The 26,214-nt window shown below is 62.5% G+C and carries 23 protein-coding genes and 2 tRNA genes; 2 read left to right on the top strand and 23 right to left on the bottom strand.

From position 1 onward, the window contains the following. Positions 1 to 152: 152 nt before the first annotated feature. The 14 genes from rpsO to rlmE all read right to left on the bottom strand — a co-directional run bounded on the left by rpsO (position 153) and on the right by rlmE (position 13,048). Positions 153 to 422 carry a 30S ribosomal protein S15 gene (gene rpsO, locus A6723_RS03395; RefSeq protein ID WP_045216763.1) on the bottom strand — a complete coding sequence of 90 codons (270 nt, stop codon included), beginning with the start codon at positions 420 to 422 and terminating at the stop codon, positions 153 to 155. A 98-nt stretch (positions 423 to 520) separates the two neighbouring features. Next, a complete protein-coding gene (gene truB, locus A6723_RS03390; RefSeq protein WP_054910613.1) occupies positions 521 to 1,435 on the bottom strand; it encodes a tRNA pseudouridine(55) synthase TruB in 915 nt (304 codons plus the stop codon). 3 nt (positions 1,436 to 1,438) lie between these two features. Beyond that, complete coding sequence (rbfA, locus tag A6723_RS03385; RefSeq protein ID WP_054910612.1) at positions 1,439 to 1,828, bottom strand: 30S ribosome-binding factor RbfA; 390 nt, start codon at positions 1,826 to 1,828, stop codon at positions 1,439 to 1,441. Positions 1,829 to 1,934: 106 nt separating this feature from the next. Then, positions 1,935 to 4,463, bottom strand: a complete 2,529-nt coding sequence (gene infB, locus A6723_RS03380; RefSeq protein ID WP_054910611.1) for a translation initiation factor IF-2 — start codon at positions 4,461 to 4,463, stop codon at positions 1,935 to 1,937. A 27-nt stretch (positions 4,464 to 4,490) separates the two neighbouring features. After that, positions 4,491 to 5,972 (bottom strand): transcription termination factor NusA, encoded by a 1,482-nt coding sequence (gene nusA, locus A6723_RS03375; protein ID WP_017518943.1) that lies wholly within the window; start codon positions 5,970 to 5,972, stop codon positions 4,491 to 4,493. Positions 5,973 to 6,017: 45 nt separating this feature from the next. Then, positions 6,018 to 6,476, bottom strand: a complete 459-nt coding sequence (gene rimP, locus A6723_RS03370) for a ribosome maturation factor RimP (protein WP_024765321.1) — start codon at positions 6,474 to 6,476, stop codon at positions 6,018 to 6,020. A gap of 127 nt (positions 6,477 to 6,603) precedes the next feature. Further along, a tRNA-Met gene (locus A6723_RS03365) sits at positions 6,604 to 6,680 on the bottom strand. A gap of 92 nt (positions 6,681 to 6,772) precedes the next feature. Then, a tRNA-Leu gene (locus tag A6723_RS03360) sits at positions 6,773 to 6,858 on the bottom strand. 16 nt (positions 6,859 to 6,874) lie between these two features. Further along, positions 6,875 to 7,267, bottom strand: a complete 393-nt coding sequence (secG, locus tag A6723_RS03355; RefSeq protein WP_024765320.1) for a preprotein translocase subunit SecG — start codon at positions 7,265 to 7,267, stop codon at positions 6,875 to 6,877. Between the two features lie 2 nt (positions 7,268 to 7,269). Next, positions 7,270 to 8,025, bottom strand: a complete 756-nt coding sequence (gene tpiA, locus A6723_RS03350; RefSeq protein WP_054910610.1) for a triose-phosphate isomerase — start codon at positions 8,023 to 8,025, stop codon at positions 7,270 to 7,272. Positions 8,026 to 8,090: 65 nt separating this feature from the next. Next, on the bottom strand, positions 8,091 to 9,431 hold the full coding sequence (gene glmM / locus A6723_RS03345) for a phosphoglucosamine mutase (RefSeq protein ID WP_054910609.1): 1,341 nt from the start codon (positions 9,429 to 9,431) through the stop codon (positions 8,091 to 8,093). Beyond that, entirely contained in the window at positions 9,428 to 10,297 is an 870-nt protein-coding gene (gene folP / locus A6723_RS03340) for a dihydropteroate synthase (RefSeq protein ID WP_054910608.1), read from the bottom strand. Before folP ends, glmM begins: the two co-directional genes overlap by 4 nt. Before the next feature lie 9 nt (positions 10,298 to 10,306). Beyond that, positions 10,307 to 12,223 carry an ATP-dependent zinc metalloprotease FtsH gene (gene ftsH, locus A6723_RS03335; RefSeq protein WP_054910607.1) on the bottom strand — a complete coding sequence of 639 codons (1,917 nt, stop codon included), beginning with the start codon at positions 12,221 to 12,223 and terminating at the stop codon, positions 10,307 to 10,309. A 201-nt stretch (positions 12,224 to 12,424) separates the two neighbouring features. Further along, on the bottom strand, positions 12,425 to 13,048 hold the full coding sequence (gene rlmE / locus A6723_RS03330) for a 23S rRNA (uridine(2552)-2'-O)-methyltransferase RlmE (protein WP_054910606.1): 624 nt from the start codon (positions 13,046 to 13,048) through the stop codon (positions 12,425 to 12,427). A gap of 79 nt (positions 13,049 to 13,127) precedes the next feature. Between rlmE and A6723_RS03325 the strand changes: the two genes are divergently transcribed. After that, positions 13,128 to 13,442 (top strand): YhbY family RNA-binding protein, encoded by a 315-nt coding sequence (locus tag A6723_RS03325; protein ID WP_024765315.1) that lies wholly within the window; start codon positions 13,128 to 13,130, stop codon positions 13,440 to 13,442. A 42-nt stretch (positions 13,443 to 13,484) separates the two neighbouring features. On the opposite strand, the gene A6723_RS03320 is transcribed toward A6723_RS03325, so the two are convergent. The 9 genes from A6723_RS03320 to grpE all read right to left on the bottom strand — a co-directional run bounded on the left by A6723_RS03320 (position 13,485) and on the right by grpE (position 24,323). After that, complete coding sequence (locus A6723_RS03320) at positions 13,485 to 13,889, bottom strand: hypothetical protein (RefSeq protein WP_054910623.1); 405 nt, start codon at positions 13,887 to 13,889, stop codon at positions 13,485 to 13,487. Positions 13,890 to 13,899: 10 nt separating this feature from the next. Continuing rightward, positions 13,900 to 14,376, bottom strand: a complete 477-nt coding sequence (gene greA, locus A6723_RS03315; protein ID WP_017518953.1) for a transcription elongation factor GreA — start codon at positions 14,374 to 14,376, stop codon at positions 13,900 to 13,902. Continuing rightward, complete coding sequence (gene carB, locus A6723_RS03310) at positions 14,373 to 17,594, bottom strand: carbamoyl-phosphate synthase large subunit (RefSeq protein WP_054910605.1); 3,222 nt, start codon at positions 17,592 to 17,594, stop codon at positions 14,373 to 14,375. The genes greA and carB overlap by 4 nt, the downstream gene beginning before the upstream one ends. A gap of 19 nt (positions 17,595 to 17,613) precedes the next feature. After that, complete coding sequence (gene leuE / locus A6723_RS03305) at positions 17,614 to 18,267, bottom strand: leucine efflux protein LeuE (protein WP_139092888.1); 654 nt, start codon at positions 18,265 to 18,267, stop codon at positions 17,614 to 17,616. Positions 18,268 to 18,310: 43 nt separating this feature from the next. Further along, positions 18,311 to 19,447 carry a glutamine-hydrolyzing carbamoyl-phosphate synthase small subunit gene (carA, locus tag A6723_RS03300; protein ID WP_054910603.1) on the bottom strand — a complete coding sequence of 379 codons (1,137 nt, stop codon included), beginning with the start codon at positions 19,445 to 19,447 and terminating at the stop codon, positions 18,311 to 18,313. 188 nt (positions 19,448 to 19,635) lie between these two features. Continuing rightward, entirely contained in the window at positions 19,636 to 20,442 is an 807-nt protein-coding gene (gene dapB, locus A6723_RS03295; protein ID WP_054910602.1) for a 4-hydroxy-tetrahydrodipicolinate reductase, read from the bottom strand. A 57-nt stretch (positions 20,443 to 20,499) separates the two neighbouring features. Then, entirely contained in the window at positions 20,500 to 21,630 is a 1,131-nt protein-coding gene (gene dnaJ, locus A6723_RS03290; RefSeq protein WP_045216723.1) for a molecular chaperone DnaJ, read from the bottom strand. Between the two features lie 122 nt (positions 21,631 to 21,752). Next, positions 21,753 to 23,669, bottom strand: coding sequence for a molecular chaperone DnaK (dnaK, locus tag A6723_RS03285; RefSeq protein ID WP_045216722.1), 1,917 nt, complete (start codon positions 23,667 to 23,669; stop codon positions 21,753 to 21,755). Between the two features lie 90 nt (positions 23,670 to 23,759). Next, positions 23,760 to 24,323 (bottom strand): nucleotide exchange factor GrpE, encoded by a 564-nt coding sequence (grpE, locus tag A6723_RS03280; protein WP_024765309.1) that lies wholly within the window; start codon positions 24,321 to 24,323, stop codon positions 23,760 to 23,762. Between the two features lie 198 nt (positions 24,324 to 24,521). Here grpE and recN point away from each other — a divergent pair, with 198 nt between their 5' ends. Then, complete coding sequence (gene recN / locus A6723_RS03275; protein WP_054910601.1) at positions 24,522 to 26,198, top strand: DNA repair protein RecN; 1,677 nt, start codon at positions 24,522 to 24,524, stop codon at positions 26,196 to 26,198. The last annotated feature ends 16 nt before the right edge of the window (positions 26,199 to 26,214 follow it).

Below are 26,214 nucleotides of genomic sequence, written 5' to 3'. Positions count from 1 at the left end.
TTTAGTTGCCTTGGGGGAAATTGTGGAAATGGCGGGAGTCGGACCCGAATTCATTCCCTATAAAAGCGAGAAAGCCGGGAGCCAGAGCCGATGAGCGGTATGAACCACCCATCGACTCCGGACTCCCAGCTTCCCACTTCAGGCTTGCCGTCTTAGCGACGCAGGCCCAGGCGACCGATCAGGGCGCTGTAACGAGAGGTGTCCTTACCCTTCAGGTAGTCCAGCAGCTTACGACGCTGGTTAACCATACGGATCAGGCCACGACGGGAGTGGTGGTCTTTGCCGTTGGCCTTGAAGTGGTCCTGCAGCTTGTTGATGTTGGCGGACAGCAGTGCAACCTGCACTTCCGGGGAACCGGTGTCGCCTTCAGCTTGCTTGTACTCGTTAACGATCTGGGCTTTTTCTTGGACGCTCAGTGCCATGATGGGGCTTCCTCTGAGGTAACAGGCCAGGGACTTCTCCCTGTGTTCATAATAAGAGGAGTGACCGTGCCTGCTGACAGCCACCCTCGGTTTCGGCCTTACGACCGAATCAGTCGACGCGGCGCCAGGCGCCCGTCTTCGACCACTTCACCGATTCCGATGAAGCGGCCTTCGTGATCCTGCACCCGCAGCATGCCGAACTTCGGCATCTCGGGAGCGCGCACTGGCTGACCATGCAGCCAGTAATAGGCGCTGTGCTCAGAGAGCTGCAACAGCGGCCAGTGTTCCAGCCCGGCATCCACCGGCAGCAGGAAACGGTCGAGGGCTTCATTGCCACCCTCGGCATGGACTTTCTCGAGCTCCTCCAACGTCACCGACTGGTTCAGCTGGAAAGGTCCGGCCTGGGTCCGGCGCAGGGCGGCAACGTGTGCACCACACCCGAGCTCGCCGCCGAGGTCTTCGACCAGGGTGCGAATGTAGGTGCCCTTGCTGCAGGAAACGGCCAGCGTCGCACAGGGCGACTCGAAGGCGAGCAAATCCAGGCGCGCAATAGTAACAGAACGCGCCTCGCGCTCCACTACCTCTCCTGCACGAGCCAGCTTGTACAACGGCTGGCCGTCCTTCTTCAGGGCCGAGTACATCGGCGGCACCTGCTCTATGTCGCCACGGAAACGCGGCAGCATGGCCTCGATGGCGTCCCGACCAATGGTCACCTCGCGCTGTTCAAGGACCTCGCCCTCGGCATCGCCGGTGGTGGTGGTCACGCCCAGCTGGGCGACGGTCTCGTAGGCCTTGTCGGCATCGAGCAGGTACTGGGAGAACTTGGTCGCCTCACCGAAGCACAGTGGCAGGACACCAGTGGCCAGCGGGTCGAGGCTGCCGGTATGGCCGGCCTTCTCGGCATTGAGCAGCCAGCGCACCTTCTGCAGGGCCTGGTTGGAACTCATGCCACGCGGCTTGTCGAGAATCAGCACGCCGTTGACCGCGCGGCGAATGCGTTTCACCTGGGCCACGCTTTACTCCTCGGAATCGCCGCCATGACGGCGATCGGCTGCCACTGCGCGCTCGATCAGCGCCGACAGTTCGGCACCTCGGCGAATACTGGCGTCATAGCTGAAGTGCAGTTGCGGCACGGTGCGCAGCTTCATCGCCTTGCCCAATTGCATGCGCAGGAAGCCCGCGGCATCGTTGAGGATGCTGGTGTTCTGCTTCACCACTTCGGCATTGTCGTCCTGGCCCATCACGGTGACGTACACCTTGGCATGGGACAGGTCACGCGCCACGTCGACGCCGGTGATGGTCACCAGGCCCAGACGGGGGTCCTTGATTTCACGCTGGACCAGCAGCGCCAGTTCGCGCTGCATCTGGTCGCCGATACGCTGGGTACGGCTGTACTCTTTGGCCATTTTCCTAACCTGCTTACCCGAGCCGTGAGGCTCCGGGCCTGAAAGCGGCAAACGCCCGGGGCAGCTGGTTAGCTGGCCCGGGCGCTGCGTTCACGCTCGAATACCCTTACAGAGTACGAGCGACTTCGACCTTCTCGAACACTTCGATCTTGTCGCCGACGCGGACGTCGTTGTAGCTCTTCACGCCGATACCGCACTCCATGCCGGCACGAACTTCGGAGACGTCATCCTTGAAGCGACGCAGGGATTCCAGCTCGCCTTCGAAGATGACCACATCGTCGCGCAGTACACGGATCGGACGGTTGCGGTGCACCAGACCCTCGGTGACCATGCAGCCGGCGACCGCGCCGAACTTCGGCGAACGGAACACGTCACGCACTTCGGCGATACCCAGGATGTTCTCGCGAACATCGCTGCCGAGCATGCCGGTCAGGGCTTTCTTGACGTCTTCGATGATGTCGTAGATCACGTTGTAGTAACGCATGTCGAGGCCTTCGGACTCGACGATCTTGCGCGCACCAGCGTCAGCACGGACGTTGAAGCCGAACAGCACCGCGTTGGAGGCCAGCGCCAGGTTGGCATCGGACTCGGTGATACCACCGACGCCGCCACCGACCACGCGAACCTGCACCTCGTCGTTGCCCAGGCCACTGAGCGAGCCCTGCAGGGCTTCCAGCGAACCACGGACATCGGACTTGAGGACGATGTTGAGGGTCTTCTTCTCTTCCTGGCCCATGTTCTCGAAGATGTTTTCCAGCTTGCCGGCGTGGGCACGAGCCAGTTTCACTTCGCGGAACTTGCCCTGACGGAACAGAGCGACTTCGCGGGCCTTCTTCTCGTCGGCGACCACGGTCATCTCGTCACCAGCATCCGGGGTGCCGTCCAGGCCGAGGATCTCGACAGGAATCGACGGACCGGCTTCCTTGATCGGCTTGCCGTTCTCGTCGAGCATCGCACGGACGCGGCCGTAGTTGACGCCGACCAGCACCATGTCGCCCTGACGCAGGGTGCCATCCTGGACCAGCACGGTGGCTACCGGGCCACGGCCCTTGTCCAGACGGGACTCGACCACCACGCCACGGCCCGGGGCCGACGGAGTAGCTTTGAGTTCGAGTACTTCAGCCTGCAGCAGTACGGCTTCGAGCAACTCGTCGACGCCGGTACCCAGCTTCGCGGAAACGTGAACGTACGGAGCATCGCCGCCCCACTCTTCCGGGATCACGTCCAGAGCGGCCAGGCCGTTCTTGATGTTGTCCGGGTTGGCATCGGGCTTGTCGATCTTGTTCACCGCGACCACGATCGGCACGCCAGCCGCTTTCGCGTGCTGCACGGCTTCCTGGGTCTGCGGCATCACGCCGTCGTCCGCTGCCACCACGAGGATGACGATGTCGGTCGCCTGGGCACCACGGGCACGCATCGCGGTGAACGCGGCGTGGCCAGGGGTGTCGAGGAAGGTGACCATGCCGCGGTCGGTTTCCACGTGGTAGGCGCCGATGTGCTGGGTGATGCCGCCGGCTTCGCCCGCTGCAACCTTCGCACGACGGATATAGTCGAGCAGCGAGGTCTTGCCGTGGTCGACGTGGCCCATCACGGTCACGACCGGCGCACGGGAAACCGCCTCACCTTCGAACTTCAGCGACTCGGCCAGTTGCTCTTCCAGGGCGTTCTCGCTGACCAGCTTGACCTTGTGGCCAAGTTCTTCGGCGATCAGCTGGGCGGTCTCCTGGTCGAGTACCTGGTTGATGGTCACCGGGGTGCCCATCTTGAACATGAACTTGACGACTTCAGCGCCCTTCACCGACATCTGCGCAGCCAGTTCGGCCACGGTGATGGTCTCACCGATATTTACTTCACGCACAATCGGTCCTGTCGGGCTCTGGAACCCGTGCTGGTTACGCTTCTTCAGCTTGCCCTTGCCACGGCCACCGCCGCGACGGCCAAAGCTGTCGTCGTCGTCACCACCACTGCGCACGACGCGCGGCGCGGTGGTCTTTTCCTTTTCCTTGATCGACGGGCGATGCTGGGCATGCTTGCGATCGCGGCGCTCGTCTTCCTCGTCACGCTTGGGCACACGACGCGGCTCTTCCTTCTTGCGGTCATCCGCAGCAGGAGCAGCAGCGGCCGGCACAGCCGGAGCAGGAGCCGCGGCGCGCGGGGCGTCGGCAGCAACCGCAGCAGCGGCAGGCGCAGAGGTAGTAGCAGCCTGGCGAGCGGCATCCGCCTGGCGGCGGGCCTCTTCCTCAGCGGCGCGCTGACGGGCCTCTTCCTCGGCCTTCAGACGCACCGCTTCTTCAGCGGCGCGCTGCTCTTCCAGCTCGCGCTGGCGCTCGGCCTCAAGCTCTTCGGGATCGCGCTTGACGTAGGTTTTCTTCTTGCGAACCTCGACGCTGACGGTCTTGCTGCCAGCGACTTTCAAGGTCGAAGTGGTCTTGCGTTGCAGGGTGATCTTGCGCGGCTCATCCGCGCGATCACCGTGGCTGCCTTTCAGGTGGGCCAGCAGCGCTTGCTTCTCGCTGTCGGTCACTACCTGCTCGGCATTGTTATGGGGCAGACCCGCTTCGCGCATCTGCTGCAGCAGGCGCTCCACCGGCGTATCGACCGTCTTGGCCAGTTCTTTCACCGTGACTTGCGTCATGCACTTCTCTCCTCAGGCCGCGAATGCTTACTCGAACCAATGGGCCCGGGCGGCCATGATCAACTTGCCAGCACGCTCTTCATCCATGCCGTCGATGTCGAGCAGATCGTCAATCGATTGCTCGGCAAGATCTTCACGGGTGGTTACACCGCGCAGCGCCAGGTCCACGGCCAGCTCTTTGGTCATGCCATCGAGGCTGAGCAGGTCTTCGGCAGGTTGTGCGTCGGCAAGTTTTTCTTCAGTGGCGATGGCTTTGGTCAGCAGGCGATCCTTGGCGCGCGAGCGCAGCTCGTTGACGATGTCTTCGTCGAAGCCGTCGATGCTGAGCATCTCTTCCATCGGTACGTAGGCGATTTCTTCCAGGGTGGTGAAGCCTTCCTCCACCAGTACCTGGGCGAGCTCTTCGTCGACATCCAGCTCGTCGACAAAGCGCTGCAGGATGTCGCCAGTTTCAGCCTGCTGTTTGGCCTGGATATCGGCCTCGGTCATCACGTTCAGGGTCCAGCCGGTGAGCTGGCTGGCCAGACGTACGTTCTGGCCACTACGGCCAATGGCCTGGGCCAGGTTGTCTTCGGCAACGGCGATATCCATGGTGTGGGTATCTTCGTCGACGATGATCGCCGCCACTTCGGCCGGGGCCATGGCATTGATCACGAACTGCGCGGGGTTGTCGTCCCAAAGGACGATGTCCACACGCTCGCCACCCAGTTCGCCGGAGACGGCCTGGACGCGGGAGCCACGCATACCGATGCAGGCGCCCTGCGGGTCGATACGCTTGTCCTTGGAGCGAACGGCGATCTTGGCGCGCGAACCCGGGTCACGGGCGGCGGCCATCACGTCGATCAGCTGCTCGGCGATTTCCGGTACTTCGATGCGGAACAGCTCGATCAGCATTTCCGGCGCGGTACGCGACAGGATCAGCTGAGGACCACGGTTCTCGCTGCGGATTTCCTTCAGCAGGGCACGCACGCGGGTGCCGACGCGGAAGGTTTCACGCGGGATGATCTGGTCGCGGGCCAACAGCGCTTCGGCGTTGTTGCCCAGGTCGACGATCACGTTGTCGCGGGTGACCTTCTTGACGGTGCCGGAGATGATCTCGTTGACCTTCTCGCGGTAGGCGTCGACCACCTGAGCGCGCTCGGCTTCGCGCACCTTCTGCACGATGACCTGCTTGGCGGTCTGTGCGGCGATGCGGCCGAACTCGATGGATTCGATCTTCTCTTCGATGACTTCACCGGCCTTCATGCCGGGGTGCTCTTCCTGCACGTCTTCGACGGTCAGTTCAGACGCCGGATTGGAGTAGTCCTCGTCTTCGACGATGGTCCAGCGACGGAAGGTTTCGTAGTTGCCGTTGGCGCGGTTGATTTCCACGCGCAGATCAACCTCGTCCTCGAAACGCTTTTTGGTCGCGGTTGCCAGGGCCAGCTCCAGCGCTTCGAAAATCACGCCAGGCGGTACACCCTTCTCGTTGGATACCGACTCAACAACCAGCAGTACTTCTTTGCTCATCGTACGCCTCGCCTTTCAATCCATTGGAATCCGCGCTCTGGCGGCTCACTCAAATCGGGGAATGATGTTGGCCTTGTCGATCGAGTCGACCGGCAGCAGGTATTCATGGTCATCCACCAGGACCACCACATCCTGCTCCTCCACACCACGGAGAATGCCCTGGAAATTGCGCCGCCGTTCGAAGGGCGTGCGCAGCTTGATCTTCACCTGCTCGCCGACATAGCGGGCGAACTGTTCGAGCGTGAAGAGCGGCCGATCCATACCGGGCGACGACACCTCCAGGGTGTACTCGCCACTGATCGGGTCTTCCACGTCGAGGATGCCACTGACCTGACGACTGACGATCTCGCAGTCGTCGATCAGGATGCCTTCCGCACGGTCGATATAAACCCGGAGCAGGGAATGGCGACCTTGGGAAATGAACTCCAGGCCCCAGCACTCATAGCCGAGCGCTTCTACTACAGGGGCCAACAAGGCCTGCAACTGTTCTAGCTTGCTCGACACCTGATCGCCTCGCGTATGCTGTAGAAACAAAAAATGGGCGAAACGCCCATCCCTTAAGGACCGCCCTGAACTGGCGGCGCGGACTGTCCAGCTAGCAAAAAGCCCCTGAAAAGGGGCTCTGCCAAACTGGTTGCGGGAGCTGGATTTGAACCAACGACCTTCGGGTTATGAGCCCGACGAGCTACCAGACTGCTCCATCCCGCGTCAAAGCTGGTGCGAAATTATACGGTTGAGCCCCTTGAAGGTCAACCGAAACTCCGAAACGACAAGGCCCGCACTGCGGGCCCTTTCGTATATGGTACCGAGGAGGGGACTCGAACCCCTACAGCCTATGGCCACTACCACCTCAAGGTAGCGTGTCTACCAATTCCACCACCTCGGCAAAAACTCTTGCCTGCTTACTTCTGCTCAGGAGCCGCCGGAACGTCGCCGTTACCGCCTGCAGGGGCTTGAGGTTGCCCTTGCGCGCCCGGCACGTCGCTAGCTGCCGGAGCCTGTTCCTGCTTCTGCTCCATCACTGCTGGATCAGGAAGCCCAGCGTGACGAATCATATCAGCTTTTTCTTTAGCAAAATACGCTAAACCCAAGCTGGTAATGAAAAAAACCGCAGCGAGTATAGCAGTAAAGCGGCTCAGGAAGGTAGCAGAACCTTGGCTACCGAAAACGGTGGCCGAAGCACCTGCACCGAACGACGCACCAGCGTCGGCACCCTTGCCTTGCTGAAGCAGGACCAGCACAACCAGACCCAGCGCCATCAGCAGGTGAATCACGATTACAACTGTTTCCAACATCTTCAGTTTCCTGCGGCGCGACAGATCGCACCGAACTCATCCGCATTCAGGGACGCCCCACCAATGAGCCCCCCATCGATATCCGGCATCGCGAACAGCTGGGCAGCACTGGCTGCCTTGACGCTGCCGCCGTACAGGAGACGAAGGCCGCTTGCCACCTCTGCGTTTTCCGCCGAGATCTGCGAGCGAATCGCCGCATGTACTTCCTGGGCCTGCTCGGGAGAAGCGGTCAGCCCCGTCCCAATCGCCCACACCGGCTCGTAAGCCACAACGGCGCGGGAAAAAGCCCCGACACCGAGATCTTCGATTACCGAGCCCAACTGGCGCCCGACAACCTCAAGAGTCTTGCCCGCCTCACGCTGCTCACGGGTTTCACCCACGCACAGGATCGGAATCAGGCCACACGATTGAGCCGCCGCAAACTTGCGACTGACCACACCATCGCTCTCACCCAGAATCAGGCGACGCTCGGAGTGACCGACCAGCACCAGGGAGCAACTCGCATCCGCCAACTGGCTGGCTGCGACTTCGCCCGTGAGGGCGCCCTGCATCGGCTCAACCGCGCAATTCTGCGCACCGACGGCAACCGCCTTTCCATTCAGGCCTTGGACGACCTGATTGATGTACAGACAAGGCGGAAACACCGCCACATCGACACCCGTGGGAAGAGCCAGTTGACGCAGGCCTTTGATCAGCTCCGTTACGCTGGAGCGGGTACCGTGCATTTTCCAATTACCGGCCACCAAGGGTCGACGCATGCTGTACCTCGCTGAGCAAAGTGGGCGCAGATATTACTCGACGCTTTTGGAACTGACAAGAGAAATCAAGCACATACCTCTGTAACCACTTTTGCCAGCTGCTCGGCATAGGCGCGCACGCGTGCTTCCTCGTCGCCCTCGACCATCACCCGCACCAATGGCTCGGTGCCGGATTTGCGCAGCAGCACGCGACCACGGCCGGCCATCTCTTCGGTCACCTTGGCGCAGGCTTCCTTCACCGCCGGATGCTCCAACGGGTCTACCCCGCCACCAGCAAAGCGTACGTTGATCAGCACTTGCGGACACTTGCGAATGCCCATGCGCGCCTCGGCCAGGTTCTGACCTCGGGTTTTCAGCGCCATCAGCACCTGCAGTGCGGCGATGATCGCATCACCGGTCGTGGTGTGCTGGCCGCAGACCACATGGCCGGAATTCTCTCCACCCAGCTGCCAGTTGCGCGACTGCAGCTCGGACATCACATAGCGGTCCCCTACCTTGGCACGAGCGAAGGGAATGTGCAGATCCTGCAGAGCCAACTCCAGCCCCAGGTTGCTCATCAGAGTCCCTACCACACCACCGTGCAGCTTGCCGCGATCGAGCATGTCGCGCGCAATGAGGTAGAGGATCTCGTCACCATCAACGATGGTGCCGGTGTGATCAACCAACATCACTCGGTCGCCGTCACCGTCGAAGGCGATACCGATATCCGCATGGTGGGCCAGCACGGCCTCCTGCAGCGCTCCCATATGGGTGGAGCCGCACTGGTCATTGATGTTCAGGCCGTTGGGCTCCGCACCGATGACGAACACTTCGGCACCCAGCTCCCGGAATACATTGGGAGCGATCTTGTAGGTCGCGCCATGGGCGCAATCGAGCGCGATACGCAGGCCGGCGAAACTGGTGTTCGATGGCACGCTGCTCTTGCAGAACTCGATGTAGCGGCCGGCGGCATCGTTGATCCGCGAGACCTTGCCCAGGCGGGCGGACTCGACGACCGTCATCGGCGCATCGAGAAGCTCCTCGATGATCAGTTCCACCTCGTCCGGCAGCTTGGTGCCCTGGCCGGAGAAGAATTTGATGCCATTGTCGTCGTGCGGATTGTGCGAGGCACTGATAACGATGCCCGCCTCCGCATGGAAGGTACGGGTCAGATAGGCGATACCTGGGGTCGGCATGGGGCCCAGCAGCATCACGTCGGCACCGGCGGCGGACAATCCAGCCTCCAGCGCGGACTCGAACATGTAACCGGAAATCCGCGTGTCCTTGCCCACCAGCACGCGACACTTGCCCTGCTGGCGGAAAGCCATGCCCACGGCCCAACCCAGCTTGAGCACGAAGTCTGGGGTGATCGGCGGAGTGCCTACGCGTCCGCGAATTCCATCGGTACCAAAATACTTCCTGCTCATGCGGACATCCCCTCTTCTGTTGCACTTTCCACTGCATGAATCATTCGAACCACATCCACCGTCTCGGCGACATCATGGACGCGGATGATGCTGGCTCCCTTGGCGACCGCCAGAGCCGCAAGGGCCAGGCTGCCGTACAGGCGCTCGCCCACCTCACGACCGAGCGCGCGCCCGACCATGCTCTTGCGCGAAACACCGACCAGTAGTGGACAGCCCATCGACCTCAGGCTCTCCATCTGCCGGAACAGATTCAGGTTGTGACTCTGAGTCTTGGCAAAACCGAAGCCAGGATCGATGACGATCCGCTCGCGGGCAATGCCCACGGCTTCGCAGACCGCGATGCGTTCCTCGAGGAAGTCGCGAACTTCCTCGAGGATATTCGGATAACGCGGATCATCCTGCATGTTCCCCGGCTCGCCGCGCATATGCATCAGGCAAACCGGAAGCCCCGTGTCGACAGCAGCATCCAGGGCCCCATCACGCTGCAGGGAGCGCACGTCGTTGATCAGCCCGGCCCCGAGACGAGCGGCCTCACGCATCACCGCAGGGGTGGAAGTATCTACCGAGATCACCACATCCAGTTCGCGGGCAATGGCCTCGACCACCGGCGCGACGCGCTCCAGCTCCTCGGTGGGCGAAACCACGCGAGCACCGGGGCGGGTCGACTCGCCGCCAATATCGATCAGCGTGGCGCCGGCCGCGACCATCTCCGCGGCATGCCGCAATGCAGCGTCGTGCCGGTTGAAGCACCCACCGTCAGAGAAGGAGTCAGGAGTGACATTGAGGATGCCCATGACGTGCGGGCGACTTAAATCAAGAACCCGGTTGCCGCAAGGCAACCGGGTCGGGTGGTACAACGAACTCATTCAGTGCTCTCAGTGTTCGCCGGCAGGCCCGCCAATGGGGTTTTCCTGGCGACCTTCGTCGCGGGGCGCAGCAGCGTTGCCGGAAGAGCCGGAGTTGCCACCTTGCCAGTCACGCGGCTCGCGAGGGTCGCGGCCGGCCATTATGTCGTCGATCTGATCGGCATCGATGGTTTCGTACTTCATCAGCGCGTCGGCCATCATGTCGAGCTTGTCACGGTTCTCTTCCAGCAAACGCTTGGCAGTGCCGTAGCAGTCGTCGATGATGCGGCGCACTTCCTGGTCGATCAGCTTGGCAGTTTCACCCGAGATATTGGAGTGCTGGCCGCCGGCGCTACGGCCGAGGAAGACCTCGCCCTCTTCTTCCGCGTACATCAGCGGACCGAGCTTTTCGGACAGGCCCCACTTGGTCACCATGTTCCGCGCCAGTTGGGTGGCCCGCATGATGTCGTTGGAAGCACCGGTGGTGACACCTTCGAAGCCCAGGGTCATCTCTTCGGCGATACGGCCACCGAACAGCGAGCAGATCTGGCTTTCCAGGGCACGCTTGGACAGGCTGTAACGATCCTCTTCCGGCAGGAACATGGTCACGCCCAGGGCGCGGCCGCGCGGAATGATGGAAACCTTGTAGACCGGATCGTGCTCCGGAACCAGGCGACCAACGATGGCGTGACCGGCTTCGTGGAACGCGGTGTTCTTCTTCTCCTTCTCGGACATGACCATGGTCTTGCGCTCGGCGCCCATCATGATCTTGTCCTTGGCCAGTTCGAACTCGCGCATGTCGACGATGCGCTTGTTGGAACGAGCGGCGAACAGCGAGGCCTCGTTGACCAGGTTGGCCAGGTCGGCACCGGAGAAGCCTGGCGTACCGCGCGCGATCACGGCCGGATCGACGTTGTCGCCCAGCGGGACCTTGCGCATGTGTACTTTGAGAATCTGCTCACGGCCACGAATGTCCGGCAGGCCAACCACTACCTGGCGGTCGAAGCGGCCTGGACGCAGCAACGCGGGATCGAGCACGTCCGGACGGTTGGTCGCGGCGATGACGATAATGCCGTCATTCATCTCGAAGCCGTCCATCTCCACCAGCAACTGGTTGAGGGTCTGCTCGCGCTCGTCGTGACCGCCACCCAGGCCGGCACCACGATGGCGGCCGACGGCGTCGATCTCGTCGATGAAGATGATGCAGGGCGCGTGCTTCTTGGCCTGGTCGAACATGTCGCGAACGCGCGAGGCGCCCACGCCGACGAACATTTCCACGAAGTCCGAACCGGAAATGGTGAAGAACGGTACCTTGGCTTCGCCGGCGATGGCCTTGGCGAGCAAGGTCTTACCGGTACCGGGCGGGCCGACCATCAGCACGCCGCGCGGGATACGACCGCCCAGGCGCTGGAACTTGCCCGGATCGCGGAGGAATTCCACCAGTTCGCTGACTTCTTCCTTGGCCTCGTCGCAACCGGCGACGTCGGCGAAGGTGGTCTTCACCTGGTCTTCCGACAGCAGGCGCGCCTTGCTCTTGCCGAAGCTCATCGGGCCGCCGCGGCCACCGCCGCCGCCCTGCATCTGGCGCATGAAGAACATGAAGACGGCGATGATCACCAGGATCGGGAAGCTGGCCACCAGGAGCTGAGTCCAGATGCTCTGCTGCTCGGGCTGCTTGCCTTCAACAACGACGTTGTTGTTGACCAGGTCGCCAATCAGGCCGTTGTCGGCGATGGCCGGGCGGATGGTCTTGAAGGTGTCACCGTCCTGGCGCTTGCCAGTGATGACCGCGCCGTCCACGGTCACGCGCTCGACCTTGCCGTCCTTCACCTGCTGGATGAAGTCCGAATAGTTGAGCGTCTGCGGCTCGCTCGGGCTGGAGAAGTTGTTCATCACGGTGACGAGTACCGCCGCGATGATCAGCCACAGAATCAGGTTCTTTGCCATGTCGTTCAATTGACTACCCTCTGAAGCCGGCTCCGCCCTGGAAACCGCTTCTCACGACGGCCAGACTCCTTCCGGCCAAAATTACTACACAACGCCCGCCGCCAGGCAGGCGCCGTCTGTAACCCTTTATGAACCCCGGCTTTCACCGGTACAAGCAAAACCTGCAAGGCATAGACCAGAAGCCGGCCCAATCATTCCAGTCTAGGCGCCGCGAAAGCCTCGTGCGAGCAGATACTGCTCCCGCGAACGGTCGCGGGACGACAGCGGCTTGCGCATCTGCACCTTCTCGAAGTTCTCGCGAACCTGCTTGTGGTAAGCGTCGAAACCCTCACCCTGGAAAATCTTGATCAGGAAATCGCCACCCGGACGCAGCACACGGGTGCACAGGTCCAGGGCCAGCTCGCAGAGGAACATCGCACGGGGCATGTCCACGGCGGGCAGTCCACTCATATTGGGGGCCATATCGGAAATCACAAGGTCTACCGGATTTTCTCCGATGGCCGCGAGCAACTGGGCGAAGACCTCGTCCTCGGTGAAGTCACCCTGGATGAAGGTGACGTCCGGGATGCTGTCCATCGGCAGGATGTCCGAAGCGATCAGGGTACCCTTGTCACCGATCACCCGACTGGTGACCTGCGACCAGCCGCCCGGCGCTGCGCCGAGATCGACCACGGTCATGCCGGGGCGCAGAATGCGATCCTTCTCCTGGATTTCCAGCAGCTTGTAGCTGGCGCGCGAGCGATAACCGTCACGCTGTGCCATCTTCACGTACGGATCGTCGAAATGTTCTTTCAGCCAGCGATGGCTAGTCTTGGAACGGGCCACGTATTACCTCGTCTGAGCGGCATCCCGGTAGTACCGAAACTCGGGTAGAATATCCGCCTTTTTTACCAGGGGTCAGATTATGGCGCTCTCTCAGGAGCAGAAAAAGCAGTTCAAATCTATCGGGCATCACCTGAAACCCGTATTGACCGTTGCTGAAAACGGTCTTTCGGAAGGTGTGATGGCCGAGCTTGAGCGCGCGCTCAACGATCATGAACTGATCAAGGTGCAGTTCCGCATCACTGAACGCGACGACCGTCGCGCGCTGATCGACGAACTTTGCCAGAACGGCAGCTGCGAGCTGGTTCAGACCATCGGCAAGATGGCACTGATCTATCGCCGCAATCCGAAGCCGAACAAGAACCTGTCGAACATCAGCCGCTTCAGCGGCCTCTGACAGTCAAGACCGGCAACGCGGAGCCGGCAAGGCTCCGCTGCGTCAGGCCCGCTCGTCCCGCCCAGGCGCCGGCTGCAGCACCAGCAGCAGACCGCACAGCGCCACCACCAGGTAGTTGAATAGCAGCCAGCGCTGAGCGTCCGGCGCTACCTGGCGCACCACGAAATAAGCCACCACCATCACCAGCACGGTGAGCAGCAATTGCCCTCGCGTTTCACGGATGAAGGCAGCGAACCCGCGCGCCTGCCAGAGCACCAGGACCTGGAGCAGCACGCAGAAACCGGCAAACCCCAGCAGCAACGGCTTCAGCGCGTCGGAGACGGAATCCACCAGCAGCGGGGCCAAGCCGATCTTGTCCAACGCAGGCAACACCACGAACTGCAGCAACCACAGGCCGCCGACCCAGAATGTCTGGGCCAGCAGCCAACTGATGGTGCCTGCACTCAGGGATTGCCGATCAGGCGTGACGGACTTCAACGATCTCGTACTCGACGTCGCCGCCCGGAGTCTTCACCAGAACGGCATCACCTTCGGTCTTGCCAATCAGCGCTCGGGCGATCGGCGAGTTGACGGAGATCTTGCTGTTCTTGATGTCCGCCTCGTCGTCACCGACGATCTGGTAGGTCACCGTCTCGTCGGTTTCGACGTTGGCGATATCCACGGTCGTACCGAAGATCACCTTGCCGCTGTGCGGAATGGTGGTCACGTCGATGATCTGCGCGTTGGACAGCTTGGCCTCGATGTCGCGGATGCGCGCCTCGGACATACCCTGCTGCTCACGGGCTGCGTGGTATTCGGCGTTTTCCTTCAGGTCACCCAGCTCACGCGCTTCGGCGATGGCCTGGGTGATCTGCGGGCGCAGAACGGTCTTCAGGTACTTCAGTTCTTCTTCCAGGGCGCGAGCGCCCTGGACGGTCATTGGAAATTTGCTCATGCGTTGATTCCTGCATGGAGATCCTGCAGACGGCGAACGGTCTTCTCGGGACCGAACTTGAGCGCCTCACAGATCGCCTGACCCGCCGCAATGGTGGTGGTGCAGTAGATCTTGTGCTGCAGGGCGTTACGACGGATGGAGTAAGAGTCAGCGATGGACTGACGACCTTCGGTGGTGTTGATGATCAGGGTGACTTCGTCATTCTTGATCATGTCGACCACGTGAGGACGGCCCTCGGTCACCTTGTTCACGCGACGCACCGGCAGGCCGGCAGCCTCGATCACCTTGGCGGTGCCAGCAGTGGCAACCACCTCGAAGCCCAGCGCGACCAGATCGCGGGCGACCTGAACGGCTTGCGGCTTGTCGTCCTCGCGGACGCTGATGAAGGCGCAACCGGCGTTCGGCAGGATTTCGCTGGCGCCCAGCTGGGCCTTGGCGAATGCCTCACCGAAGCTGTCGCCGACACCCATCACCTCGCCAGTGGACTTCATCTCTGGGCCGAGGATCGGGTCGACGCCGGGGAACTTGGCGAACGGGAACACCGCTTCCTTGACGCTATAGTACGGCGGGATCACCTCCTGGGTGAAGCCGACTTCGGCCAGGGACTTGCCAGCCATGACGCGGGCCGCAACTTTCGCCAGCGACTCGCCGATGCACTTGGAGACGAACGGCACGGTACGGGACGCGCGCGGGTTCACCTCGATCACGTAGATGTCTTCGCCCTGCACGGCCATCTGCACGTTCATCAGGCCGACCACGCCGAGTTCCAGGGCCATTTTCTTGACCTGTTCGCGGATCTCGTCCTGGATATGCGCCGGCAGCGAGTACGGAGGCAGCGAGCAGGCGGAGTCACCGGAGTGCACGCCGGCCTGTTCGATATGCTGCATGATCGCGCCGATCACCACGGTCTCGCCGTCGCACACCGCATCGATGTCGACTTCGATGGCGCAGTTCAGGAAGCGGTCCAGCAGCACCGGGCTGTCGTTGGAGACCTTCACGGCTTCGCGCATGTAGCGCTTGAGCTCTTCTTCCTGGTAGACGATTTCCATCGCGCGGCCGCCCAGCACGTAGGACGGGCGCACCACCATCGGGTAGCCGATGTTCTTCGACAGTTCCAGAGCCTGGTCTTCGCTGCGCGCGGTGGCGTTGGCCGGCTGGCGCAGGTTCAGGCGCTGGACCATCTGCTGGAAGCGCTCGCGGTCTTCGGCGCGGTCGATGGCGTCCGGGCTGGTGCCGATGATCGGCACGCCGGCTTCTTCCAGGGCGCGGCAGAGTTTCAGCGGGGTCTGGCCGCCGTACTGCACGATGACGCCCTTGGGCTGCTCGACGCGGACGATTTCCAGCACGTCTTCCAGGGTCACCGGCTCGAAGTACAGGCGATCGGACGTGTCGTAGTCGGTGGAGACGGTTTCCGGGTTGCAGTTGACCATGATGGTCTCGAAGCCGTCTTCACGCATGGCCAGCGCTGCGTGTACGCAGCAGTAGTCGAACTCGATGCCCTGGCCGATACGGTTCGGACCGCCGCCCAGGATCATGATCTTGTCGCGAGTCGACGGATTGGCTTCGCACTCTTCCTCATAGGTCGAGTACATGTAGGCGGTGTCGGTGGCGAATTCGGCGGCGCAGGTGTCCACGCGCTTGTACACCGGCAGCACCTTGAGCTTGTGGCGATGGTTGCGCAGGTTCTTCTCGGTCACACCCAGCAGGGTGGCCAGGCGCGCATCGGAGAAGCCCTTGCGCTTGAGCTTGAGCATCAGGTCGCGGTCGATGGCAGACAGACCCAGGGTCTTCACACGTTCCTCGTCCTTGATCAGGTCTTCGATCTGCACCAGGAACCACTCGTCGATGCGGGTCAGGTCGAAGACTTCGGCAATGCTCTTGCCAGCGCGGAAGGCGTCGGCGACGTACCAGATGCGGTCGGCATTGGGCACGGTCAGCTCGCGCTTGAGGATGCTCTCGGCTTCCGGGTTGCTCAGGTCGAGCTTGGGATCGAAACCGGTGGCGCCGACTTCCAGGCCGCGCAGGGCTTTCTGCACGGACTCCTGGAAGGTACGGCCGATGGCCATGACTTCACCCACGGATTTCATCTGGGTGGTCAGGCGGGCGTCGGCTTTCGGGAATTTCTCGAAGGCGAAACGCGGGATCTTGGTGACGACGTAGTCGATCGCCGGCTCGAAGGAGGCCGGGGTGCGGCCGCCGGTGATGTCGTTCTGCAGCTCGTCGAGGGTGTAGCCGACAGCCAGCTTGGCGGCGATCTTGGCGATCGGGAAGCCGGTGGCCTTGGAAGCCAGCGCCGAGGAACGCGATACACGCGGGTTCATCTCGATCACGACCATGCGGCCGGTGTTCGGGCAGATGCCGAACTGCACGTTGGAGCCGCCGGTTTCCACGCCGATCTCACGCAGCACCGCCAGCGAGGCGTTGCGCATGATCTGGTATTCCTTGTCGGTGAGGGTCTGTGCCGGCGCGACGGTGATGGAGTCACCGGTGTGCACGCCCATCGGGTCGAAGTTCTCGATGGCGCAGACGATGATGCAGTTGTCCTTCTTGTCGCGGACAACCTCCATCTCGTATTCCTTCCAGCCGATCAGCGATTCGTCGATCAGCAGCTCGTTGGTCGGCGACAGGTCCAGACCACGGGTGCAGATCTCTTCGAATTCTTCGCGGTTGTAGGCGATGCCGCCGCCGGTGCCGCCCATGGTGAAGGACGGACGGATGATGCACGGGAAGTTGACCTTCTCCAGCACGCCGTAGGCTTCTTCCATGGTGTGGGCGATACCCGAGCGCGGGCAGGCCAGGCCGATGTCGCGCATGGCCTTGTCGAAGCGCGAACGGTCTTCGGCCTTGTCGATGGTGTCGGCGTTGGCGCCGATCATTTCAACGCCGAACTGTTCCAGAACGCCGTGGCGCTCCAGGTCCAGGGCGCAGTTCAGAGCGGTCTGGCCACCCATCGTCGGCAGCAGCGCGTCAGGGCGCTCCTTCTCGATGATCTTGGCGACGGTCTGCCACTTGATCGGCTCGATGTAGGTGGCGTCGGCCATGGCCGGGTCGGTCATGATGGTGGCCGGGTTGGAGTTCACCAGGATGACACGGAAGCCTTCTTCCTTCAGGGCCTTGCAGGCCTGCGCGCCGGAGTAGTCGAACTCACAGGCCTGGCCGATGACGATCGGGCCGGCGCCGAGGATCAGGATGCTCTTGATGTCTGTACGCTTGGGCATGGGACTCTCGTTGCAATATTCAGGAAAGGGTTGCGCTGGCCAGCTTCACGCCAAAGCCGACGAACAGGGCGCCGACGCCGCTCGAGGCGCCGGCAGCCAGCCGTTGCCGCCGACGGAACCAGGCCGCCAGACGCACACCGGAGAAAATCAGGAAGCTGAGGTACAGGGCGCTGATGATCTCGAGGATCGTGCCCAGTACCAGGAACGACAGGCCGGGATAGGCGTAACCCGGGTCGACGAACTGGATGAAGAAGGAGATGAAGAAGAGGATCGCCTTGGGATTGGACAGGCTCAGCAGCAGCGCCTTGCGAAACGGCTGGTTGACGTCCACTTCCTTGGCTGGCGCGGCGGCCGCATCCAGTGGCTGGCGCAGCTTCTGCCAGCCTCCGCGGAGCATGCCTAACCCTAAGTAGAACAGGTAGGCGGCGCCGACGTACTTCAGGCCCAGGAACAGCATCGGCTCGGCCTTGAGGACCGAGGCGATACCCAGCGCCGACAGGAACATCAGGATCGCATCGCCCAGGAACACCGCGCTCGCTGCCCGGTAGCCCGAAGCCACGCCGCGCTGGGCGGCGGTGGCGAGGACGAACAGCGAGTTCGGCCCCGGCAACAGGACGATGAACAACGTACCCAGGACGTAGGTCCAGAGGTCGGTGATTCCCAGGATCGGCATCATCTTCTTCTACCTCTTCCGTCTCTTTCGAGAAAGCCGGGACTCAGCGGCGCTCGGCCATCGCCGCGATGAAGCGGTCGAACAGCGGAGCCACGTCGTGCGGGCCGGGGCTGGCTTCCGGGTGTCCCTGGAAGCTGAAGGCCACCTTGTCGGTGCGCTCGACGCCCTGCAGGGTGCCATCGAACAGCGACTTGTGGGTGGCGCGCAGGTTGGCCGGCATGCTCGCTTCATCCACGGCGAAACCATGGTTCTGGCTGGTAATCATCACCACACCCGAATCCAGGTCCTGCACCGGGTGGTTGGCGCCATGGTGACCATGGCCCATCTTCACGGTCTGGGCGCCGGAGGCCAGGGCCAGCAGCTGGTGACCCAGGCAGATGCCGAAGATCGGCGTCTCGGTGTCGAGGAACTCGCGAATGGCCTGGATGGCGTAGTCGCACGGAGCGGGGTCACCGGGGCCGTTGGAGAGGAAGATGCCGTCCGGATTCAGGGCCAGCACTTCGCTCGCCGGGGTCTGCGCCGGCACCACGGTCAGGCGGCAGCCGCGGGCAACCAGCATGCGCAGGATGTTCAGCTTCACGCCGAAGTCATAGGCGACTACGTGGTATGGCAGGTCGGCGGCGGCGATTTCCGGGTGACTGTCGGTTTCCAGGTTCCAGACGCTGGAGCGCCACTCGTACTTTTCGGTGGAGGACACGACTTTCGCCAGGTCCATGCCCTTCAGCCCCGGGAAGCCGCGTGCCAGTTCGAGGGCTTTTTCCTCGGTGGCATCGTCGCCGACCAGGATGCAGCCGTTCTGCGAACCCTTCTCGCGCAGGATGCGGGTCAGGCGGCGGGTGTCGATGCCGGCGATGGCAACGGTGCCGTTCTCTTTCAGGTAGTCCGGCAGGGACTGCTTGTCGCGCCAGCTGCTGGAGAGCAGCGGCAGATCGCGAATGATCAGGCCGGCGGCCCAGACCTTGTTCGACTCGGCATCTTCCGGCGTGGTGCCGGTGTTGCCGATGTGCGGGTAGGTCAGGGTGACGATCTGTTGGGCGTAGGAAGGATCGGTAAGGATTTCCTGGTAGCCGGTCATGGCGGTGTTGAACACCACCTCTCCGACGGTCTGGCCGTCGGCGCCGATGGCTTCACCGCGAAAAACGCTGCCGTCGGCAAGTGCAAGTATGGCTGGCTTAGTCAAGAAGACCTCCCGTAGTTCAAGCCTGGCTGGGCGTGCGCAGATTGTAAAAAAGCGGGATGACATCAGAAGAAGTCATCCCGCTTTTTATGTGATTCATGCTGCGCTGCTTTTAGTGGACACACTAAAGCTGTAGTTTACAGAAATGCGACATCATGGTCCACCTTTTGCACGACGTACGGCCATGCCACTCAGCGAAGGCCGAGTACGTCCTGCATGTCGTACAAGCCATTGGCCTGCCCTTCCAGCCATTGCGCGGCACGCACGGCGCCACGAGCAAAGGTCATGCGGCTCGAGGCCTTGTGGGTAATCTCCACACGCTCGCCATCCGCGGCGAACAGCACGGTGTGGTCGCCCACCACGTCGCCGGCACGCACGGTGGCAAAGCCGATGGTCTCGCGCGGACGAGCGCCAGTCTGGCCTTCGCGACCATAGACAGCGACCTTCTCCAGATCACGACCCAGCGCATTGGCAACGACTTCGCCCATTCGCAGCGCGGTGCCGGACGGCGCGTCGACCTTGTGGCGGTGATGCGCCTCGAGGATCTCGATGTCCACATCGTCGCCCAGCACGCGGGCAGCGGTGTCGAGCAACTTCAGACAGAGATTGACGCCAACGCTGTAGTTGGCCGCGAAGACGATCGGGATTTCCTTCGCCGCGTCGTTCAGCAGTTCCTTCTCCGCCGCGGAGAAGCCCGTGGTGCCGATGACCATGGCCTTGCCGGCCTTGCGGCAGACTTCCAGGTTCTTCAGGGTCACGGTCGGGTGAGTGAAGTCGATCAGCACATCGAACTCGTCGACCACCTTGGCGAGATCGCCCGACAGCGGCACACCGATACGGCCCAGGCCGGCCAGCTCGCCCGCGTCGGCGCCCACCAGGGTGCTGTCCGGGCGGTCCACCGCAGCAGTCAGGCCAGCGCTGCCGCCAGTCTGCTGCACGGCCTCGATCAGGGTCTTGCCCATGCGCCCGGCGGCGCCCATTACGGCTATACGTCGCATATAAAACAGCTCCAAGCTAAAAAGGCCCCGGGCGATTCGCACCGCCGGGGCCCTGCATCATAGATCGTCGAAGAAGCGCTTCATGCCCTCGAACCAGCCACTGGCCTTGGGCGAGTTGGAAGAGTTGCCCTGCAGGGTGCCACGGAACTCTTCGAGCAGCTCGCGCTGACGCTTGTCCAGCTGCACCGGCGTCTCCACCACCACGCGACACATCAGGTCGCCAGCACCGCCGCCGCGCACCGGGGCAACGCCCTTGCCGCGCAGACGGAACAGCTTGCCGGTCTGGGTACCTTCGGGAATCTTCAGCTTCACGCGACCATCGAGCGTCGGTACTTCAAGCTCGCCTCCAAGGGCGGCATCGGCGAAGCTGATCGGTACTTCGCAGTACAGATGCTTGCCGTCGCGCTGGAAGATATCGTGCTCGCGCACGTTCACCACCACGTACAGGTCGCCTGCCGGGCCACCGTGGGCGCCGGCCTCGCCCTCGCCGGTCAGGCGAATGCGGTCACCGGTATCGACACCGGCCGGCACTTTCACCGACAGGGTCTTGTGTTCTTCTACGCGGCCCTGGCCGTGGCAGGAGCCACAAGGGTCGGTGATCATCTTGCCGCTACCATGGCAGCGCGGGCAGGTCTGCTGCACCGAGAAGAAACCCTGCTGCATACGCACCTGGCCGATACCACCGCAGGTGGTACAGGTGACCGGCGTAGTGCCGGGCTTGGCGCCACTGCCGCTGCAGGTCTTGCAGCCGACCAGGGTCGGAACACGGATAGTCACGGTAGTGCCGCGAACCGCGTCTTCCAGGTCCAGGTCCAGGGTGTAGCGCAAGTCCGCGCCACGCGCCGGACCGCCACGGGAACCACCGCGACCGCCAGCACCGCCGAAGAAATCGCTGAAGACATCACCGAAGATGTCCGAGAAGCTCGCCCCACCAAAGCCTGCACCACCGCCACCCATCTGCGGATCGACACCGGCATGGCCGTACTGATCGTAGGCCGCGCGCTTGCTGGCATCGGACAGGACCTCGTACGCCTCGTTGGCCTCCTTGAATTTATCCTCGGCCTCCTTGTCGCCGGGATTGCGGTCCGGGTGGAACTTCATGGCGAGCCGGCGATAGGCCTTTTTCAGGTCCGCTTCGCTGGCGCCGCGCTCGACACCCAGTACCTCGTAAAAATCACGTTTGGCCATAACTTTCCTGCACTCTGAAAACCGTTCCCCCAGACACGCCAACGCGGGAGCAAGCCCCCGCGTGACGTTTCATGCGCACCGACACGCTGGTCGGTGCGCCGGAGCGGAAGCAAGCACGCGGCTTACTTGTTCTCCTTGACCTCTTCGAACTCGGCATCGACGACATCGTCGCCAGCCTTGTCGTCAGCGGCCTCGCCCTGAGCGGCAGCACCCGGCTGCGGCTGTTCGGCGTACATCTTCTGCGCCAGCGGGGTGGACGCCTGGGACAGCGCGTTCATCTTCGCTTCGATCTCGGCCTTGTCGTCGCCCTTCACGGCAACTTCCAGCTCGCCAAGAGCCTTCTCGATGGCAGCCTTCTCCTCGGCAGTGGCCTTGTCGCCAGCCTCGGTGACCATCTTGCGAGTCGCATGGACCAGCGCGTCACCCTGGTTGCGGGCAGCGGCCAGTTCCTCGAACTTGCGGTCTTCCTCGGCATTCGCCTCGGCGTCGCGGACCATCTGCTGGATCTCGTCCTCGGACAGACCGGAGGAGGCCTTGATCACAATGGACTGCTGCTTGCCGGTGGCCTTGTCCTTGGCGCCGACATGCAGGATGCCGTTGGCGTCGATGTCGAAGGTCACTTCGATCTGCGGCACGCCGCGCGGAGCCGGCGGGATGTCGGCCAGGTCGAACTTGCCCAGCGACTTGTTCTGCCCGGCTTGCTTGCGCTCGCCCTGCAGCACATGGATGGTCACGGCGCCCTGGTTGTCATCGGCAGTGGAGAACACCTGCGACTTCTTGGTCGGGATGGTGGTGTTCTTGTCGATCAGCGCGGTCATCACGCCACCGAGGGTTTCGATACCCAGGGTCAGCGGGGTGACGTCGAGCAGCAGCACGTCCTTCACGTCGCCGGCCAGCACGGCGCCCTGGATGGCAGCACCCATGGCAACGGCTTCATCCGGGTTGACGTCCTTGCGCGCTTCCTTGCCGAAGAACTCGGCAACGGTCTTCTGCACCAGCGGCATGCGGGTCTGACCGCCGACCAGGATCACTTCGTCGATCTTCGAGACGTCCAGGCCGGCGTCTTTCAGCGCAACGCGGCACGGCTCGATGGTACGGGTAACCAGGTCTTCCACCAGGGATTCAAGCTTGGCACGGGAAACCTTGACGTTCAGGTGTTTCGGGCCGGATGCATCAGCGGTGACGTACGGCAGGTTGACGTCGGTCTGCTGGGTCGAGGACAGCTCGATCTTGGCCTTCTCGGCAGCTTCCTTCAGGCGCTGCATGGCCAGCGGGTCGCCCTTGAGGTCCATGCCGGATTCTTTCTTGAACTCTTCAACGAGGTAGTCGATCAGGCGCAGGTCGAAGTCTTCACCACCCAGGAAGGTGTCGCCGTTGGTGGCCAGTACTTCGAACTGATGCTCGCCATCGACTTCCGCGATCTCGATCACGGAGACGTCGAAGGTACCACCGCCCAGGTCGTAGACGATGATGGTGTGGTCACCCTTGGCCTTGTCCAGGCCATAAGCCAGCGCAGCCGCGGTCGGCTCGTTGATGATGCGCTTGACGTCCAGACCGGCGATGCGGCCGGCGTCCTTGGTGGCTTGACGCTGGCTGTCGTTGAAGTAGGCCGGAACGGTGATGACCGCTTCGGTGACCGGCTCGCCCAGGTAGTCCTCGGCGGTCTTCTTCATCTTCTTCAGGACTTCGGCGGAGACCTGCGGCGGAGCCATCTTCTGGCCCTTGGCCTCGACCCACGCGTCGCCGTTATCAGCCTTGACGATCTTGTACGGGACCATCTTGATGTCTTTCTGTACGACGTCTTCTTCGAAACGGCGGCCGATCAGGCGCTTGACGGCGTACAGGGTGTTGGTCGGGTTGGTCACAGCCTGGCGCTTGGCCGGCTGACCTACCAGGATTTCGCCGTCGTTGGCATAGCCGATGATCGACGGGGTGGTACGAGCGCCTTCGGCGTTCTCGATGACCTTGACGTTACCGTTCTCCAGGATGGACACACAGGAGTTGGTGGTCCCCAGGTCGATACCAATGATTTTGCCCATATTTCACTCTCCAGAAATTAGATTCCGCGCTGACCCTGTTGCGGGTCTTTGGCTCGGTTGATTACCCAGATGGGGACCGGGTGGTGGATTTCAAGCCTTCTCGTCGATCGAAGGCGGAGTTTGTTCCGGTGCCTTGCTGACCACGACCATGGCCGGACGCAGCAGGCGACCATTGAGCAGGTATCCCTTCTGGAACACCTTGACCACGCTGCCCGGCTCGAGGCGGATGCTCTCTTCCATGGCCATGGCCTGGTGGTGCTCAGGGTTGAACGGCTCGCCGTGCGGGTCGACAGGCTCGAGGTTGTAGCGCACCAGCGTGTCGTGGAACATCTTCAGCGTCAGCTCGATGCCTTCGCGCATCGGCTTGATCGCCTCATCTTCCGGGTTCGACATCTCCAGCGCGCGCTCGAGGGTATCGACGATCGGCAGCAGGTCGCCGGCAAATTTCTCCAGGGCGAACTTGTGCGCTTTTTCCACGTCCTGCTCGGCACGGCGGCGGACGTTCTGCAGCTCAGCAACGGCGCGCAGGCTCTGATCCTTCGCCGCGGCTACCTGTTCTTCCAGTTCCAGCACGCGGGCGTTCAGATCCCCGGTAGCGCCGGCTTCGGGCTGCTCGTTGAACTGGGAATCCTGAGTCTGTTGTTCGTCAGACATGCCACTCTCCTAAAAAGAAAATAAGCCTTTGAAAACAAGGCGAACCCAATGGTCCGCGGCTCTGCCGTGTATATGGGGTGCGTTTTTTTTACTTCAAGGGCTTTGACTTCAAGGACCAACCAGCAGGCGACGAGGGAGAATTGCCAGTCGCAAAAAATACTGTATAAATAAACAGACCTATCTGCGGAGCCGCCGCCCATGCTGGTTCATCTGTCCGTTCACAATTACGCCATCGTCGAGCACCTCGATCTCGAGCTCGCCGCCGGCATGACCGTGATCACCGGCGAAACCGGCGCCGGCAAGTCGATCATGCTCGACGCCCTCGGCCTCGCCCTGGGTGATCGTGCCGACAGCGGCGTGGTACGCCCCGGCTCCGACAAGGCCGACATTCTCGCCAGCTTCGATGTCAGCGCGATTGCCGAAGCCCGCGACTGGCTCGCCGAGCGCGACCTGGAACAGGACGGGCCATGCATCCTGCGCCGGGTCATCACCGCCGAAGGCCGCTCCCGCGCCTACATCAACGGCACGCCCTGCCCGCTGGGCGACCTCAAGCACCTGGGCGAACTGTTGATCGACATCCACAGCCAGCACGAACACCAGTCGCTGCTCAAGGCCGACACTCACCGCCGCCTGCTCGACGAATTTGCCGGCAGCCAGGACCTGGCGCGCCAGGTGCACCTCGCCGCACAGCGCTGGAAGCAGACCCATCAGGAATTGGACCGCCTGTCACGCAACGGAGAGGAACAGCGCGCTCGTCACCAGTTGCTCAGCTATCAGCTGGAAGAGCTGGAGAATCTCGGCCTGGGTGACAACGAACTGGAGGCCCTGGAAGCCGAACACAAGACCCAGAGCAACGCCGGCAGCCTGATCGCCGCCTGCCGCCAGGTGGTCGAACTGTGCAGCGAAAACGACGCTGGCAATGTCCTCTCCGCACTGACCTCCAGTCTCAACCGCCTCACTGCCTTCCAGAGCCAGCCGGCCGCGCTGAGCGAAGCGGTGAACCTGCTGTCCAGCGCGCAGATCCAGGTCGAGGAAGCCATCGGCGAGCTGAATCGCTTCGTCGACCACTTCGACGCCGACCCTCTGCGCCTGCAGCAACTGGAAGAGCGCATGGACGCTATCTATAGCCTCGCCCGCAAGCACCGCGTGCAGCCCCACGAGCTACAGGACCTGCAGCAACGCCTGCTCGACGAACTGGAGGCGCTGAACGCCGACGACGAAGCCGTGGAACGCCTGGGCGACGAATTGGCCGCCTACGCCCGCCATTATCAGGAGAAGGCCGAAGAGCTCAGCCAGATCCGTCGGAGCGCCGCGCCACAACTGGCCAAGGCCGTAGAAGTGGAAATGCAGCGCCTGGGCATGCCCGGCGGTCGCTTTGCCATCGACCTGCGCGAATCCAGCTCGGACGAGCCCCAGATCAATGGCCTCGAACAACTGGAATTCCTGGTCAGCGCCAACCCCGGCCAACCGCTGAAAGGCTTGGCCAAGGTTGCCTCCGGTGGTGAACTGTCGCGCATCAGCCTGGCGATCCAGGTGATTACCGCGCAGACATCACGCACTCCCACGCTGGTCTTTGACGAGGTGGACGTTGGCATCGGCGGCCCCACAGCCGAAGTGGTCGGCCAGTTGCTGCGCCGCCTCGGCGATCGCGGCCAGGTGCTGACCGTCACCCACCTGCCGCAGGTCGCCGCGCAGGGCCACCAGCACCTGTTCGTGCACAAGGACCGCGACACCAGCGAAACCCGTACCGCCGTGGCCAACCTGAAGAAGGCCGAACGCATCGAGGAAGTCGCGCGCATGCTCGGTGGCGTCGACCTGACCAAGGAATCCCTGGCCCACGCGCGCAAGATGGTGGACTCGGCCGTACAAGGCTGATCACTCGCAAGCACCT

This window comes from Pseudomonas sp. AU11447, assembly GCF_001672555.2.
Classification (GTDB): domain Bacteria; phylum Pseudomonadota; class Gammaproteobacteria; order Pseudomonadales; family Pseudomonadaceae; genus Pseudomonas; species Pseudomonas nitroreducens.
The sequence above is the reverse complement of the archived record's forward strand: the minus strand, read 5'-3'. Positions and strand labels throughout refer to the sequence as shown.